Consider the following 15,522-nt stretch of genomic DNA (forward strand, 5'->3'; position numbering starts at 1 on the left):
TGGGTGGTTCCTCAGACTCTCGCGGTGCCGGCGGTCCACTGGCTGCGCCAGTGATGCTTGATCCCGCGCAAGCTGACCCAGGCCAGCAGAGCGACGCCGGCGAACAGCCACAGACCCAGCGCATAACTGCCGGTGTGCTGTTTGATCACGCCCAAGCCGGCCGCCAGCAGGAAACCGCCGATGCCGCCCGCCATGCCGATCAGGCCGGTCATCACTCCGATCTCGGCGCCGAAGCGCTGCGGCACCAACTGGAACACCGCGCCATTGCCCGCGCCCAGACACAACATGGTCAGTACGAATAGCGCCACCGTGCCAACGGGTCCGCCCAAACCAAAACCCGCGACCGCCACCAGCACCGACGCTGCCAGATAGATCATCAGCAGACTGCGAGTACCGCCGATGCGATCGGCAATGACGCCGCCAACCGGCCGCATCACCGAACCGGCCAGCACGCAGGCGGCCGTGGCCCAACCGGCGATCCTGGAATCGAAACCAAACTGGTCGTGGAAATAACCCGGCAGAGCGCTAGCGAAACCGGCGAAGCCGCCGAAGGTGATCGCGTAGAACAGCATGAACCACCACGAGTCACGGTTGCCCACCAATACCTTGCCGTAGTCGCGCAAGGTCTTTCGCTGCACCGGCAGCGGTGCATCGCGGGCGCATGCGGCGAAGACCAGTAGCACTACGATCAATGGCAGACAGGCCAGGCCGAATACGTTGTGCCAGCCGAAGGCGATCGCCAGTACCGGCGCGAACAGCGCAGCCAATACCGTGCCCGAATTACCGGCGCCGGCGATGCCCATCGCAGTGCCCTGATGCTCCGGCGGATACCAGCGCGAGGCCAAGGGCAAGGCGATGGCGAACGAACCGCCGGCCACGCCCAAGAACATGCCCAGCAACAGCACCTGGCCGAAGCTGTGCACGCCCAATCGCCATGCCACCAGCAGCGTCGCGATCACGATCGCCTGCGCGATCAGGCCGGCGCGGCGTGCGCCGATGCGGTCGGCCGCCATGCCCATGAACAAACGCAGCACCGCGCCGCACAGGATCGGCACGGCCACCATCAATGCGCGCTGTTGGGTGTCCAGATGCAGCGCGGTGGCGATGGGCACCTGCAGCGGCCCCAGCAAATACCAGACCATGAAGCTCAAATCGAAATACAGGAACGCCGACAACAAGGTGGGGGTATGACCGGCCTGCCAGAACGAGCGATTCATCTGTGATGCCTCCTCGCGGACCGGTGCGCGGTCCGCCAACGATGGGGTTCGGTAGGGCGCCTACCGACCGGGCAAAAAAAAGGCGTGCTTCCAGCTTTTGCTGGAAAGACGCCGTTGTCTGTGCGGAAAGCGGGCCGCCGTTGGCCGCTTACCGAAATGTGGGGTGCCGACACTTCGTTGTGCCGTCATGGATATAAGAGCAATCGCCGTGCCAACCTTTCGCGTTGTCACGAGATTCTTTGAAATTACTATATAATCAATTACTTAGACGCGAAACACTCGCGGAATGGCGTGCCTGCGGCGCGCTTCGACTGGCGCTAACGCACGTATTTGGTGCTAACCATTGTGCAATTGCACACCAGTTGTGCGGTGCAGCAGCCGCTATGGTTTATTGATCCGACCCATGAGTTGTGGAAGTGGGAATCGTGGGAGCGGCTATAGCCGCTCAACTATTTCTGAGCCTGATCTATAAGGCGATCCATCAATTAAGCAAAAGCTGGTGTCGCACGGCTCTGGCTTTGGCTCTGGCCCTATCGGCCCCGTGAGGCGCGGCAAGCGGGCCGGGATAAACCCCGCAGGGGCGGCGCACAGGGATATGCGCCGTTTCCGGAGGCGCAGGAGGCGCCTTACGGAAATTCCCGGCCTGCTTGCGGACCCAGCGGCTTCATCGCTGGGCGCGCTGTAGGGCGGCTTTCTTTTGGTTACTTTTCTTTGCCGTTCAAAGAAAAGTGACTCGCGCAACGCGCGAAACGCTTTGCTCTCTTCTCACGAAATGCGCTAAAAGCGCCCCCATCCGCCTTCGGCACCTTCCCCCGTAAACGGGGGAAGGGTTCTTCTGAGAAGGTGCACATGCAACTGACCCGCGCGCGAAACGCTGCCTGCTCTATAGAGCCTGATCTATAGGGCAAGCCCGCCGATGGCTTCAGTAAGACCACTCGACCTGTAACCACGTCTTGCGCGTGTCGGTGGCGAATTGGTCGGCCCGATAATCGGCGTGCTTGGCCAGCAGGTTGAACTTGCCGATCTTGGCGGTCGCTATCAAATTCAGCTCATCGCCGTAATCTTGCGACAGGCGATCACTGCCGAACCGGTGCCAGACGGCATTCAAACTCACGTTGCTGAGTTTTCCGAACTGCTTGCGATTCCAGCCAAGCGAAAAATACTGGTCGCGCAGGCCATTGGGAGGGGTGGTCAGGAATTTGTCGGCCCAGCCCTGGAATTTGTGCGCGGTGGCCAGCGGCGTCTGGAAGCTGGTCAGCGCCAGCCCCGTGTCCGCTCCCAATACCTCGTAGCCGGCACCCAACCGCAACGCGCCCACGTCCACGCTGGTATCGGCCAGCCAATACTCGGCCGAATAGTGGTTCGGGTTGTCGTGGTAATCGCTTTGCCCGGCGTAGCTGAGCGCGTAGTTCAATTTTGCGGCCGCGATCGGACGGGCGCCTGCCAAGCGCAAACCATAGGTCTGGCTGGACAATCGCCGCCCGGACACCGCCGCTTCGTCCTGGTCGATCAGATAGGAAAATGCGCTCAGTGTTCCCCACGCGGTCGGGTAGGAGAGGTTGCCCAGAAAATTGTCGCCATCGATCGCCTGCTGGCGCGCACCAACCCCATCTTTCCCCCAGATCGTGCGTACGCTCCAGGCGTAGCTGGCATCCAGCTTCAACTTGCCCGGGCCGGTCCATTCCACCCGCGCCGCGTCGAATGTCTGCTCGTTGTCGCGCCAGCCAGCCGCGCCGACAAAACGTTGGTCATCTAGATTGATGCGCTGACGGCCTGCGGTCAGCACGGTGTTGCTGAATCCCCTGTACTGGACTTGCACCCGATTCAATTCAAGATTCTCGGGGTCGGCCACCAGTGGGTAGGCGGTCTTGCCGTTGAGCCCACTGTTGTAGCGCTCGTCGATTGCGACTGTCCCTTCCGCTTCGGCCAGGAACGCGAATGCCCCGTTGCTGATCTCCGCGCCTGCGCGTGCACGCAAGGTGATCGCCTCTGCATCGCGGGCAAGACCCGTCTGCTCCACGCTCTCCTGGCGCAGACGCAGATCGACGATGGGTTTGATCGTGGTTTCGGCCGCGAATGCGGGGGCGGATAGCAGTAGGCCACTAGTTATTGCAAACGCTATTTTCATACCGGTCTCTCGATGATGGCCATGGGTGGGGTGGGTGATTTTCCGAATGGGCTTAGGCGGCATCGAGATGGGCGCCATGCTCGTAATCGGCGAGAAACCGCAGGACTTCTTCGCGATAGGCGTAGAACCTGGGATGTTCCAGCAGCGTCTTGCGGTCGCGCGGCCGCGGCAGATCGATCTTGAGAATCTTGCCGATGGTGGCATTGGGGCCATTGCTCATCATCACTACGCGGTCCGCTAGCAAGATGGCTTCATCGACGTCGTGGGTGACGCAGATGGCGGTGACCTGGGTGCGTTGCCATACCTCCATCAGCACGTTCTGCAAATCCCAGCGGGTGAGGCTGTCGAGCATCCCGAACGGCTCGTCCAGCAACAAAAGCTTCGGCGACAGGGCGAAGGCCCGCGCAATGCCCACGCGCTGGCGCATGCCGCTGGACATCTCCGCCGCCAGCTTGTGCAGGCTGTCGCCCAGGCCGACGCGTTGCAGGTAGTACTCGATGATGTCGCTGCGTTCGGCAGCGCTGGCATGCGGGTAGACCCGTTCCACACCGATGCTCACGTTCTGGCGCGCGCTCAGCCAAGGCATCAGGCTGGGGGCTTGGAACACCACGCCCTTGTCCGGGCCGGCGCCGTCGATTTCGTGCCCGTCCAGGACGATGCCGCCGGCGGAAATGGAACTCAGTCCCGCCGCCATGTTCAACACCGTCGATTTCCCACAACCCGAATGGCCGATCAGCGAAACGAATTCGCCGCGGTCCATCATCAGATTGAAATTCTGTACGACAGTCAGCGGCCCGGTGCCGGTGGGATAGGTCTTGCCGACATTGAACAGTTCCAGATAGCGGCGCTGCACCGCCGAACGGCTTGCCTCGGTATAGGCCTTGGGCAGGCGCGTAACCCGGATGGGCTGCACCTTGGGTAGGGCCGTCTTGGACAGGACGGTGTCGCCGGCTGCGTCGACAGTTGCATTGCGGGCGCGGTTCAAGCCGTCGAGACAAGCGACGATGCGGTTGCGCAACGCGGTGTAGGCAGGGTCGTGATTGAGTTCGGCACGCGCGCGCGGCCGTTGCAGCGGCACCTCGAACAGGTGTCCGATATGGCTGCCGGCAGGATCGGGCTGCAGGACCGCGATGCGATCGGCCAGCAACAAGGCTTCATCCACATCGTTGGTAACCAGGACGATGGTGCGTTTTTCCTGGCCGCGGATGCGCTCGATCTCGTCTTGCAGGCGTGCCCGGGTCAGGGCGTCCAGCGCCGAGAGCGGCTCATCCAGCAGCAGGATTTCCGGGCGCATGGCCAGCGCACGGGCGACGGCGACGCGCTGGCGCATGCCGCCGGACAATTGCGCGGGCTTGCGTTCGCGCGCATGGGCAAGGCCCACCAGGTCGATAGTGGCGCGGGTCAGTGCGCGCCGCTCTGCCCGATTCATGCCCTTATGCACTGCATCGACTGCCAGACGGACGTTGCCTTCCACGCTCAGCCACGGCATCAGCGAGTAAGACTGGAACACCAGGCCACGCTCGGCGCTGGGGCCATTCGACACCGCGCCTTTGACCAGGATTTGACCGCCGTCGGGTTGGATCAAGCCAGCCAGCAATGAAATCAGGGTGGTTTTGCCGGTGCCGGAGAAGCCGAGGATGGCGATGAATTCGCCTTCGTTGACTGACAGGTTTACCCCGCCCAACACAGCCTGCGACTTGCCATGGCTGGCGTAGGCTTTGCTGACGTCACACAGCTGCAGGATCGGCGCAGGACTCATGTCGTCAACTCCGCGCATCGCGGCCGACCAGCTTCTGCAGCACCAGCATGATGCGGTCCAGACCGAACCCGATCAGGCCGATTACAATGACGGCCACCATGATCCGCGACAGCGATTTTTCGCTACCGTTCTGGAACTCATCCCAGACGAATTTTCCAAGTCCGGGATTCTGCGCCAGCATTTCCGCCGCGATCAGCACCATCCAGCCCACGCCCAGCGACAGGCGCACGCCGGTAAAGATGTACGGCAGCGCGGATGGCAACACCAGTTTGGTCAGCTTGGTGCGCCACGTCAGGCGCAGGACGCGACCTACGTTGAGCAGGTCCTTGTCGATAGAGGCGGTGCCGATGGCGGTGTTGATCAGCGTCGGCCAGAGCGAGCACATCATCACCACGATTGCGGAGATAACGAAGCTCTTGGGTAAGGTCGGGTCGTCGCTGGTGATCGAAGCCGAGACCACCATGGTTACGATCGGCAGCCAGGCGAGCGGGCTGATCGGACGCATCACCTGTACCAGCGGATTGATCGCCGCGTTGAACCGCTTCGACATGCCGGCGACCAGGCCCAACGGAATGGCGACCAGCGAGGCCAAAGTGACACCCATGGCCACCGTCTTGAGCGAGGTGAAGATCTGGTCGATGAACGTCGGCGGCCCGGAATAGAGCTGGCCACTGGCCACCGCTGCTGCTGCATCGGCACGTGCGGCGGAGTATTCGATCATCAGGCCCTTGAACGCCTCCCAGACATCGCCGGGACCCGGCAGGGCGCCCAGCGAGGTGTGCACCATCGGCGCCAGCGCTGTCCACAGGCCGAGGAAGGCAAGCACTCCCAGCAACGGTGGCCAAGTGGCGTCGAACAACTCCCTGCCCAGCGGCAGCTTCACTGTCAGCTTCGGGTGCTTGCGCTTGGCTTCCTCCCCGACAAGCGCCGCAGCCGCGCTGGCAACGGCTGTACTTACAACAACCGTCCCCACCTGCGGCGCGACTTCCGCGCTCGTCGCCGCCAAATCGTCTTTTACTAACGTCGCGACCGTCATAACAGCCGCCCTCACTTGACGCCAGCAGGCGTAACCGTCTGGCCCGGCTTCAGTCCAATGGCGAAGCCCGCGGCATAAGCGGCGGGTTGCTTCGCATCGAAGGCCACGCCATCGATCGCTGGTTGGGTATAAACCCGGAAGCCATCGGTCTGGGGGAAATCGGCCGGGTCAGCCTTGCCGTCGGCGATCAGCGATTGGGCGGCCTGGGTGTACAGATCGGGACGGTATGCCGCCTTGGCGGTGTCGAAATACCACTGATCTGGCTTCGCTTCTGCGATCTGTCCCCAGCGGCGCATCTGCGTCAGGAACCAGATGGCATCCGAGTAATAGGGATAGCTGGCGTATTGGCTGAAGAACAGATTGAACTGCGGCGTGTCGCGGGTATCGCCTTCGCCAAAAGTGAATTTGCCGGTCATCGATGCCATCAGCACCTTTTCGTCCGCGCCGACATATTTCGATTGAGCCAAAATCTTGACCGCTTCGGCCCGGTTCTTGCCGTTGTCGGCATCGAGCCACTTGGCCGCGCGGATCAGCGCGCGCAGCAGGGCCTGGGTGGTCTTCGGGTTCTTGTTGGCGAAATCCTCGGTCAGACCGAAGACCTTGTCGCCGGTCAGCCCGGCGATGTCCGGATCGACGACGATCGGCACACCGATCTTCTTCGCCACCGCGGCCTGGTTCCAGGGTTCACCGACCGAATAACCGTCAATGGTGCCAGCCTCGAGCGTTGCCGGCATCTGCGGCGGCGGCGTGACCGAAAGCTGGACTTCCGCGCCGGTGGTGCCCGCGGTATCGCCGGGCAGGTAATAGCCGGGGTTCAGACCACCGGCCGCCAACCAGTAGCGCAGGATGTAGTTGTGTGTCGAGACCGGGAAGACCATGCCCATCTTGAAGGGCTTGCCCTGTGCCTTCATCTTGGCGACCACCGGCTTGAGCGCGGCAGCGGAAACCGGGTGGACGATCTTGCCGTCCGCGCCCTTCGGCAGACCCGGCGCGATCAGGTCGTAGACGCGGTTCGAAATCGTCACGCCCTTGCCGTTTATGTCGAGCGACAAGGGCGCGATGATCTTCACTTTCGAGCCGATTCCCGCCGCGGAGGCGATGGGGTGGCCCGCCAGCATGTGCGCGCCGTCAAGCTGGCCGCCGGCCACGCCGTCCAGCAGCACCTTCCAGTTGGCCTGCGGCTCCAGCGCCACGTTCAGGCCTTCTTCGGCGAAAAAACCTTTTTCCCTGGCAATGGCCAACGGCGCCATATCGGTCAGTTTGATGAAGCCCAGCTTGAGATTGGGTTTTTCGACCGCCGAGGGCGTGGCGGAGGCCGCAGGCTTGGCGACCGGAGCCGAAGCGGTGTCCGAGCCGCAGGATGTGATCAGCGACGCCGCGGCCAAACTCATGGCAAGACTGGCGATGAAGACGAATTTGCTGTGCATGTAGAGCCTCGCGTCGTGAAGAACGTCTGCTGAAAAAAAAACGGCGCCCCCCAGCTTTCGCTGGAAAGACGCCGTTGTCTGTGCGGGAAGCAGGCCGCCGTTGGCCTCTTTCCGATAGGTAGGTATGCGTGTTGCCGACACCTCGTTGTGTCGTCGCCGAAATACAACGCAAGCGCCGTGCCAACCTTTTGCGTTCTCGGGGAATTCGCGGGAATCGCTATCCAATCAATTGGTTAGGCACGAATCACTCTGCGGATCGGCGCACGCGAGCTACCCTGCGACCGCTGCTGACGCACGCATCCGGGGCTAACCCCAGTGCAACTGCACGGTTATTGTGCAGCGCAGCAGTGGAGATAGATTCTGGGAAAATCTGTAGTGAGTAGTCCGTTCGTGGTGGCTGGTCAAACCACGCACTGTGCAATGTGTTCGCTGTGCGGCGGCTCGCTTTCCCCTCGAAAAGCGTGGTTCGATGCTTCGACAGGCTCAGCACTCACCACGAACCGGGATCTTGAATAACCGGTTAGATCGTGCACTTTGGCTCGACTGATCTGACGGCGGACCCTAGTGCGCGCGGATGGCGAAGGCATCCGCATAGGCCTGCGGCGCATGTCCGTCCCAGACGATGCCATCGCACAACACGCTGCGGCGGATTTCCGCCGCCGGCACTTGCACCAACACACTGGCCGCCGCCTCCCGATAGCGCGCGGTGGCGTGCACTTCGGCCACCTGCCGCGCCCAGTCCGACTCGGTGCGGTCCTGCGTCAGCCAGCCCCAGCGGCGGAACTGGCTAAGGAACCACAGACCATCGGACAGATAGGGAAAATTCACCGCGCCGCCGTCGTGAAACGACAAACGATGAGTACCGAATGCATCGCTCGCACTCAGGCAGGCTGCGATCTGCACTTCCGGCAGGTCGATGATGTCCGGTTCGGCCAGCCAGGCCGCCGCCTGGCTGCGATTGCCGGGCTCGTCCAGCCATCGGCAGGCCTCCAGCAGCGTCGCGGTCAATGCCACCGCGGTCTCCGGCTCTAAGGTGGCGAAATCGCGACGACAGGCCAGTACTTTTTCTGGGTGGTCGGGCCAGATCTCGCCACTGGTCGCCACTCGGCGCCCCACCTGCAAGGTTTCCGCTTGCTGCGCCCAAGGTTCGCCGGCGCAGTAGCCGTCCAGTTCGCCACGGGCCAGCGCATCGGCCATCTGCGGCGGCGGCATGACCACGCTGCGGATCGCATGCAGCGGCGACACACCCTGGGCGGCCAGCCAGTAGTACAGCCACATCGCATGGGTGCCGGTGGGAAAGGTCTGCGCCAGCACCGGTGACCGCCGCAAGTCGGTGAAGGCTTCGCGCAACGACTGACCTGCGCTCAGCGCCTGGGCCAGCGGATGCGACAACACGATGCCCTGCCCGTTGCGGTTGAGGGTCAGCAGAATCGACAGGTCGGCTTGCACGCCGCCGATGCCGCATTGCACGCCGTGCACCAGTCCGCTCAGTGCGTGGGCCGCGTCCAGTTCGCCCGACAACAACTTGTCGCGGATCGCGGCCCACGAGGCTTGGCGATGCAATTGCAGCTGCAGGCCGTGCTTGCGGTCCAGTTGCAGGCGCACCGCAGCCACCAGCGGCGCGCAATCGATCAGGGGCATGAAGCCCAGCCGCAGAAGGCGCGGGCCGGCGATGCCGTCACGGTGATTAAGGGTCATGCAAGCGTCATCCCAGTAGGTCCGCCATGGCGATGATCTGGCGGGCGATGTCCACCAGCTTCAGGTTTTGCCGCATGGCCAGCTGGCGCATGCTGGCGTAGGCCTCGGGCTCGCTCATGCCGCGCTTCTCGACCAGCAGGCCCTTGGCACGATCGATCAGCTTGCGATCGGCCAGTTGTTGCTGCACTTCGCCCAACTGGCGACGGACGTGGGCTTGTTGTTCGAAGCGGGCCAGCGCCACCTGCAGGATCGGCGCCAACCTGGCGGGAGTCAGACCGTCCACCACATAGGCGGTGACCCCGGCGGCGACCACGTCCCGGATCAGCCGGTCGTCGCCATCGGCGGAAAACATCACCACCGGCCGCGGCGCATGGCGATGCATCACCGCCAGTTGCTCCAGCGTGTCGCGGGAAGGCGAATCCACGTCGATGATCACCGCATCGGGCTGTTGCGACTCCACCGCCTTGAGCAGGTCGTCGGCGCCGACGACCGCTTCCAGCACTTCGTAGCCCGCCGCCTGCAACGCCGCCCGCAGTTCGCCGATCGGCTTTTCGGTATCGTTGACCAGCAAGACGCGCAACATGACGGGCAGAGGGCTAGCCTGAGGAGTCCACTTCATGTTGCCATGCAACATGGTCGCTGGCGAGCCACCTCTTAGCAGCCGCCTCTTCAGGAATCCAAATGTCCCCCTCTCCACTGTTTCCCCTGTTCGCCGATTTGAGTGGTCGCGAGGTGATGGTGGTCGGCGGCGGCGAAGTCGCGACGCGCAAGATCGAAGCCCTGCTCCACGCCGGCGCGCAGGTGCGGGTGTACGCACATGCGTTGAACGACGCACTGGCGCAGTGGCTGGCGCAAGACCGTATTCGTCGCCTCGAAGGCGCGTTCGACCCAGCCTGGCTGGACCGCGTCTGGCTGCTGGTGGCGGCCACCGACGATCACGCCTTCAATGCCGAGCTGGCGCGCGAAGCCGGGCTGCGCCGATTGCTGGTCAATGTCGTCGACGATGCCGAACTGTCCACCTTTCAGATTCCCGCCATCGTCGATCGCGCCCCGCTGCTGCTGGCGATCTCTTCCGGCGGCGCCGCGCCCATGCTCGCTCGCCGGCTGCGAGAGCAGATGGAAACGCTGCTGGATCACTCGCTGGGCGAATTCGCTGCTCTCTTCGCTCGCCATCGCAGCACTATCCGCGCCCGTCTGCCGCAACTTGCGCTGCGCCGACGCTGGTTCGAACAGGTGATGGACGGCCCGGTGCCCGTGTTGCTTCAGAGCGGGCAGCGGCAGTCGGCCGAACAAGCGTTCCTGGCGGCGCTGGACAACACCAGGGAGGTTGCCTCCGCCGGCAGCGTGCTGCTGGTGGATGCAGGCGATGGAGATCCCGGCCTGGTGACGCTGAAAGCACTGCGCGCATTGAACCGGGCCGACCTGCTGGTGTGCGATGCGCAGTCGCACCCCGCCATCGTGGCGCTGGCTCGCCGCGACGCCGCGCGCCTGCCGTTGCCCAACGACGACGATGCCTTGCTGGCGCTGTTGGTGGAGCGCGCGCAATCCGGCCAGTGCGTGGTGTGCCTGAAACCCGGCAACGCGTTCCAATCCGCGACTGGCGACGATCTTGCCCAGCGGCTCAGCCTACAAGGCATTGCCTGCGATGTGATTCCCGGCGTGATCGCGTAGCAGTTATGCGGAGGCGATGTGTCCGCGAAGAATTCCGATCGCCGAATTTCTTCAACGCGGCGGCGGGTAATCCGCGCCGTGGTCGAAGTAGGGATACGGATAGCGGCCGCCGAAACCGGGACCGTCGCTCTGTTCGACGCGGATTTGCAGGTTCACCGCATTGGGGCGTTCGCCATCGCCGAAGGATTTGCTGACGTTGACCTCGGCCGCGTTGTAATGGGAAGTGCCGTAGCCCTTGCTATGGCCGATGCCGGTGGTGAAGCTGCCCCAGACCTTGGCCTTGCCGTCGTCTTCGACTACGGTCTGGTCCGTGCTGCGCGACGAGGGCTTGCCGCTGGTGTCGCCGTGATAAACGCCCGGAGGGTCGCCTTTGACTACCCCCTCCGTTGTCGCCGATTGCTCAGGGACGCGCAGGTCGAGCGGAGCATCGGCGCTTTGAGCGGAGGCTGCACCGGCGGCGATCATGGCCGCGCACAGCAAGACGAATCGTTTCATATGGCGCCTGCGAAGGTTAAGGAGGACCGCCTGGAACACGGAAGCCCACGGCTTCCCTTTCATGCAGCCACAGTAGCCGCGCCTGCTTGAATGCAGGCTACACCGCACGCGCCCCGCGGGCGGTCAGGGCGTTGCCGGCGCGGGCGGCGCAGCGGGCTTCGAAATTTGCGCCTTCGCGGCGCGGCCCGAACCGATGATCGCTTCCGCGCGCAGTTCCATTGGCGCATCGGCCGAGAACAGCGCCGTGGTGCCCACCGCGGTCCACGCCGGGTAGTGATCCTTGAAGAATTCCCTGTGCACCTTTAGCACCGGCTCCAGGTGTTTGCGGAAATCGTCGTGGCCGGTGGACACATGGAAGCTGGTCAGCTCCACCACGTCCTCCAGGCTGGCGCCCGCCGCTTCCAAGTGCAATTTGAGCTGGCCGAACATCCAGCGGATCTTGGCTTCCTCGGTATCGCCTTCCAGCGCGGGAATTCCGGAAACGATAACCCGGTCGCCAATCCTGACCACTGGCGAGTAGTGCAGCTCGTGATAGGAGCCTTCCCAGCCGGCGGGCGCCAGGTGTTCGCGCTGAATGGCTTCCGCCGCGAACGCATGATTGGCGAAGACGGCCAGCAGGCAGCCGATCAGGATTCTCATCGTGTTTGTCTCCGGCAAAGGGAAGTCGACTCCGACCTAGGGTAGTACGACCGTCTGCCGATCAGGTTTGCAGAACCTGGTGGATCGCGATTCCGGCGAACACTGCTGCGCCCACCCAGTTGTTGTGCAGGAACGCACGGAAGCAGGCTTCGCGTTCGCGGTGGCGGGCGATGAGGAATTCGTAGGCCACCAACAACGCCGCCACGCCCAGCGCGGCCCAGTAGTACAAACCCAGCTGCGCCTGCCGCCCCACCATCCACAGTGCCGCGAACATCAAGGCGTACAGCACCGTCTGCGCGATCAGGTCCATATCGCCGAACAGGATGGCGGTGGACTTGGAACCGGCGCGGAGGTCGTCGTCGCGATCCACCATGGCGTACCAGGTGTCGTAAGCCGTGGCCCACAAGATGTTGGCGAAGTACAGCACCCAGGCCACCGGCGGGACGCTGCCCTGCACCGCCGCGAACGCCATCGGGATGCCCCAGCCGAAGGCCAGCCCCAGGTAGACCTGCGGCAGGTAGGTGTAGCGTTTGAGGTAGGGATAGCTGGCGGCCAGGAACAAGCCGACGATGCTCAGGTAGATGGTCAGGCGGTTCAACGTGAGCACCAGCGCGAAGGCGGCGATCATCAACACCGCGAACACCAACAAGGCCTCGCGACCGGACACCGCGCCGGTGGCCAGCGGCCGCCCGCGCGTGCGCTCCACCTGCGGATCCAGCCAGCGGTCGGCGTAGTCGTTGATCACACAGCCGGCCGAACGCGTCAGCCACACCCCAGCGGTGAACACGAACAGCGTCCATAGGGACGGCACGCCCGCAGCAGCGATCCACAACGCCCACCAGGTTGGCCACAGCAGCAACAGCACGCCGATCGGACGGTCGCCGCGCACCAGTTTCCAGTATTGGCCCAGCCGTTCGCGCCAGCGGGGCTGGCCTGCGGATTGGAATCTTTCGTAACCCATGCCTCAGATTATCAGGCCGGCCGCCGCCGGTAGGTTAGAATGCGCGTCCCATGCGCCCGTAGCTCAGCCGGATAGAGTAGTGGCTTCCGAAGCCATTGGTCGGGGGTTCGAATCCCTCCGGGCGCGCCATTTCATGCGCTAAAACCGCGGTGGCCAGTCAATCACTAACGAGACATCTAGTGGTTCTCGGCTGGTCTGCCTTCGGTCACTCTAACCGGTGGTGGACTCGATGGCCGATGGCACCGACACCGACCGTGGCCGCGCCAAGATCCGCTCGCGCAACCGCAGCCCGGGGCGTTCGACGAGATAATGCAGCAGCGCGGCCGCGAGCAGCGAAGCGATGCCGTACACGGCGAAAGCCACATAGCCCCTGCCTTCCAGCGCATCGCCGACATGCGCGTACACCAGGCCGAAGATCGGCTTGTGCACGAGATACAAGCTGAAGGACACCATTGCCAGCCAACGCGCGCCGGGCAGCGTGCGGCGCCCGATCCAGCTGTCCGCTTGCGCACCGGCGAACACCAGCAACGCCAACCCCAGCGACAGCACCGGCCAACCGACGCTGTTGCCGAGCAAACCGGTACGGTCGCGGAACAGCCAGAACGCCATCGCCATTGTCGCCAGCCCGATCATCGACATGAGGTTGGCGTGCAAGGCGACGCGCGCCCAGGCGCCCGGGCGATAGGTCTTCCACACCGCGAGGACCACACCGGCGAGCAGACCGTCGAGCCTGTTCCAGGTCGGGTAGTAGATGTCCTCGACGAACCAGGCGCGTGCGGGCTGCAGCGCGTCGAAATGCAGCCAGATAGCGCTGCGCAGGGCGATCCCTCCGAGTACGATCGCCGCGCACAACGCGACGAAACCTGCGACCGATGAGCGTTTTGCGAGCAGCCACGCCAATAGCGGGAACACAAGGTAGAAATGCTCCTCGACGCACAGCGACCATGCGTGGGAGAACGTCGCGTTTTCAGCGTAATCGATCGACAAGTTGACGAAGAAGCCGGCGAACTTCCACCACGGTTCCATGCCCGGCGCTTCGCGGAACCCCGGCCACAGCAGGTACACCGCCAGCACCACCCAGAACGCAGGCAGGATCCGGAACGCGCGGCGCAAGTAGAACCCGCTAAATGAGAACCGACCGCCAGCCGCCAGCGGCTTCAGCACCTGCGAACCGATCAGGAATCCGCTGAGCACGAAAAATAGATCGACGCCCATCCAGCCGTAGCGCTGCGCCCAGGCCCAATTCTCGCCCAGTCCGCCGACGAGGAAGGAATGGAACAGCATGGTCCAGACGACGGCGAGCGCGCGCAGCAGATCCAAGCCAGGCAGATGCGCACCGTGCGCGGGCGGCGCAGGATAACGGTCGCTGTCGTCGTTCGTCGTGGTGATGCTGTTCACTGCGCTTTGCTCTGTGGGTTGCCGGGCTCAGCACTGTAATCGACGTGACCGTGCTTTGCAGACGCCAGGCGCCAGTCGGTGCCCATGCCTCGCCTAGCCGTGCCTCGGCTGGGCATGGGTCGAGATCAGACATCATCGCCGTGCAACCTGTGTACCAAGGGCTCGACGTAGGTCGGGCTGGCGCGCACGCGCGTGCCGTCACGCAGGCGCAGCAGACGCCCGGCCAGCCTGTCCGATCTTCGATCAACAAATAATGGTCTTCGAGATACTCGATCACGCTTGACTCCGGCACCGCATGGTCGGCGCAGGTACTCGTTCTCGCCGCTGACCGGCAGCGTGTGCTGGGATTCGTTTTGCGGCGGGCTGAGGGTCACGATGTTCTGTACAACCTGCATTCCACTTCTTCATGTGCACGTCGTGCCCTTCGGGCAAGCGCGAGGCCTTGCGCTTGCCCTACTTCATCGTGCCGCGCAAGCGTTGGATGCGGTAGTTGGCTTGGAATTTCTCGACCATGCTTCTGAGCAACGCCTGGGTTTCCGGCAGCTCCTCCATGGCCTTGGCTACGTCTTCCCACAAATCTTCGTGCGCCCAGCGTCCGAAACGGATGTAGATGGCGTGCCAAGCGCCGTATTCGGGTGGAATGTCCGACCAGTAGGCGTGGGTATGCGCCATCCACAATACCGCTTCGACGAAGCGGCGGGCGTTGCCGCCATTGCTGGCGCGTACGCCGATGCGGCCGGGCAGTATCGCTAGCACCCGTGCCCATTGCCCATCGTTGAGCCGCTGGCGCGCGCGCCAGTTGGCTTCGCACCGCCAAACATCAACTCGCGGATCTGATCCATCTTGTTTTCGCCAGCGTCCACATTCGCCGCTTCGGGCGCCTTGGCGATTTCCAAACGTTTGTTCGCACCCATGATTTCCCCCTCCGATGACTGCCTAGCGCGGGCAATTTGCCGCTGCGCGGAACAGCGCTGGTGCGACAATAGTCACATTATCGTGCGTTAGGAGGAAAAACGTTCATTACGCTGCAATTCGTGAGATTTCTCACGTTAACCTTCGTTCTGGTCGGCGCTTCTTCTGCACTACGCCCGGC

15 protein-coding genes and 1 tRNA gene are annotated in these 15,522 nt (G+C 63.4%); 2 read left to right on the forward strand and 14 right to left on the reverse strand.

Going from position 1 to position 15,522, the window contains the following annotated elements:
- Positions 1-11: 11 nt before the first annotated feature.
- The 7 genes from AC1DTQ_RS06155 to AC1DTQ_RS06185 all read right to left on the reverse strand — a co-directional run bounded on the left by AC1DTQ_RS06155 (position 12) and on the right by AC1DTQ_RS06185 (position 9,845).
- Entirely contained in the window at positions 12-1,178 is a 1,167-nt protein-coding gene (locus AC1DTQ_RS06155) for a nitrate/nitrite transporter (protein ID WP_477849140.1), read from the reverse strand.
- Between the two features lie 961 nt (positions 1,179-2,139).
- Positions 2,140-3,345, reverse strand: coding sequence for an alginate export family protein (locus AC1DTQ_RS06160; RefSeq protein WP_477848643.1), 1,206 nt, complete (start codon positions 3,343-3,345; stop codon positions 2,140-2,142).
- A gap of 52 nt (positions 3,346-3,397) precedes the next feature.
- A complete protein-coding gene (locus tag AC1DTQ_RS06165; RefSeq protein WP_477848644.1) occupies positions 3,398-5,104 on the reverse strand; it encodes an ABC transporter ATP-binding protein in 1,707 nt (568 codons plus the stop codon).
- A 4-nt stretch (positions 5,105-5,108) separates the two neighbouring features.
- Positions 5,109-6,140 (reverse strand): ABC transporter permease, encoded by a 1,032-nt coding sequence (locus AC1DTQ_RS06170; protein WP_477848645.1) that lies wholly within the window; start codon positions 6,138-6,140, stop codon positions 5,109-5,111.
- An 11-nt stretch (positions 6,141-6,151) separates the two neighbouring features.
- On the reverse strand, positions 6,152-7,567 hold the full coding sequence (locus tag AC1DTQ_RS06175; protein WP_477848646.1) for a CmpA/NrtA family ABC transporter substrate-binding protein: 1,416 nt from the start codon (positions 7,565-7,567) through the stop codon (positions 6,152-6,154).
- 561 nt (positions 7,568-8,128) lie between these two features.
- A complete protein-coding gene (locus AC1DTQ_RS06180) occupies positions 8,129-9,265 on the reverse strand; it encodes a CmpA/NrtA family ABC transporter substrate-binding protein (protein WP_477848647.1) in 1,137 nt (378 codons plus the stop codon).
- Between the two features lie 7 nt (positions 9,266-9,272).
- Positions 9,273-9,845, reverse strand: a complete 573-nt coding sequence (locus AC1DTQ_RS06185; RefSeq protein ID WP_477849142.1) for an ANTAR domain-containing response regulator — start codon at positions 9,843-9,845, stop codon at positions 9,273-9,275.
- A gap of 101 nt (positions 9,846-9,946) precedes the next feature.
- Here AC1DTQ_RS06185 and AC1DTQ_RS06190 point away from each other — a divergent pair, with 101 nt between their 5' ends.
- Positions 9,947-10,936, forward strand: a complete 990-nt coding sequence (locus AC1DTQ_RS06190; protein ID WP_477848648.1) for an NAD(P)-dependent oxidoreductase — start codon at positions 9,947-9,949, stop codon at positions 10,934-10,936.
- A 51-nt stretch (positions 10,937-10,987) separates the two neighbouring features.
- Here AC1DTQ_RS06190 and AC1DTQ_RS06195 read toward each other — a convergent pair whose 3' ends face one another.
- The 3 genes from AC1DTQ_RS06195 to ubiA form a co-directional block, all read right to left on the reverse strand.
- The gene (locus AC1DTQ_RS06195; RefSeq protein WP_477848649.1) at positions 10,988-11,431 is read right to left on the reverse strand and encodes a hypothetical protein; all 444 of its coding nucleotides are present in this window, start codon (positions 11,429-11,431) and stop codon (positions 10,988-10,990) included.
- A 123-nt stretch (positions 11,432-11,554) separates the two neighbouring features.
- On the reverse strand, positions 11,555-12,070 hold the full coding sequence (locus AC1DTQ_RS06200; RefSeq protein WP_477848650.1) for a Rid family hydrolase: 516 nt from the start codon (positions 12,068-12,070) through the stop codon (positions 11,555-11,557).
- 61 nt (positions 12,071-12,131) lie between these two features.
- Entirely contained in the window at positions 12,132-13,031 is a 900-nt protein-coding gene (gene ubiA, locus AC1DTQ_RS06205) for a 4-hydroxybenzoate octaprenyltransferase (RefSeq protein ID WP_477848651.1), read from the reverse strand.
- Positions 13,032-13,083: 52 nt separating this feature from the next.
- Here ubiA and AC1DTQ_RS06210 point away from each other — a divergent pair.
- A tRNA-Arg gene (locus AC1DTQ_RS06210) sits at positions 13,084-13,160 on the forward strand.
- Positions 13,161-13,241: 81 nt separating this feature from the next.
- Here AC1DTQ_RS06210 and AC1DTQ_RS06215 read toward each other — a convergent pair.
- The 4 genes from AC1DTQ_RS06215 to AC1DTQ_RS06230 form a co-directional block, all read right to left on the reverse strand.
- Positions 13,242-14,360, reverse strand: a complete 1,119-nt coding sequence (locus AC1DTQ_RS06215; RefSeq protein WP_477849144.1) for an acyltransferase family protein — start codon at positions 14,358-14,360, stop codon at positions 13,242-13,244.
- A 194-nt stretch (positions 14,361-14,554) separates the two neighbouring features.
- Complete coding sequence (locus AC1DTQ_RS06220; protein WP_477848652.1) at positions 14,555-14,824, reverse strand: hypothetical protein; 270 nt, start codon at positions 14,822-14,824, stop codon at positions 14,555-14,557.
- 58 nt (positions 14,825-14,882) lie between these two features.
- Positions 14,883-15,185 (reverse strand): transposase, encoded by a 303-nt coding sequence (locus tag AC1DTQ_RS06225; RefSeq protein ID WP_477848653.1) that lies wholly within the window; start codon positions 15,183-15,185, stop codon positions 14,883-14,885.
- Positions 15,179-15,343, reverse strand: a complete 165-nt coding sequence (locus AC1DTQ_RS06230) for a hypothetical protein (RefSeq protein ID WP_477848654.1) — start codon at positions 15,341-15,343, stop codon at positions 15,179-15,181. The genes AC1DTQ_RS06225 and AC1DTQ_RS06230 overlap by 7 nt, the downstream gene beginning before the upstream one ends.
- Positions 15,344-15,522 lie beyond the last annotated feature (179 nt).

The sequence above is a fragment of the Pseudoxanthomonas sp. P4_B2 genome, assembly GCF_056402315.1.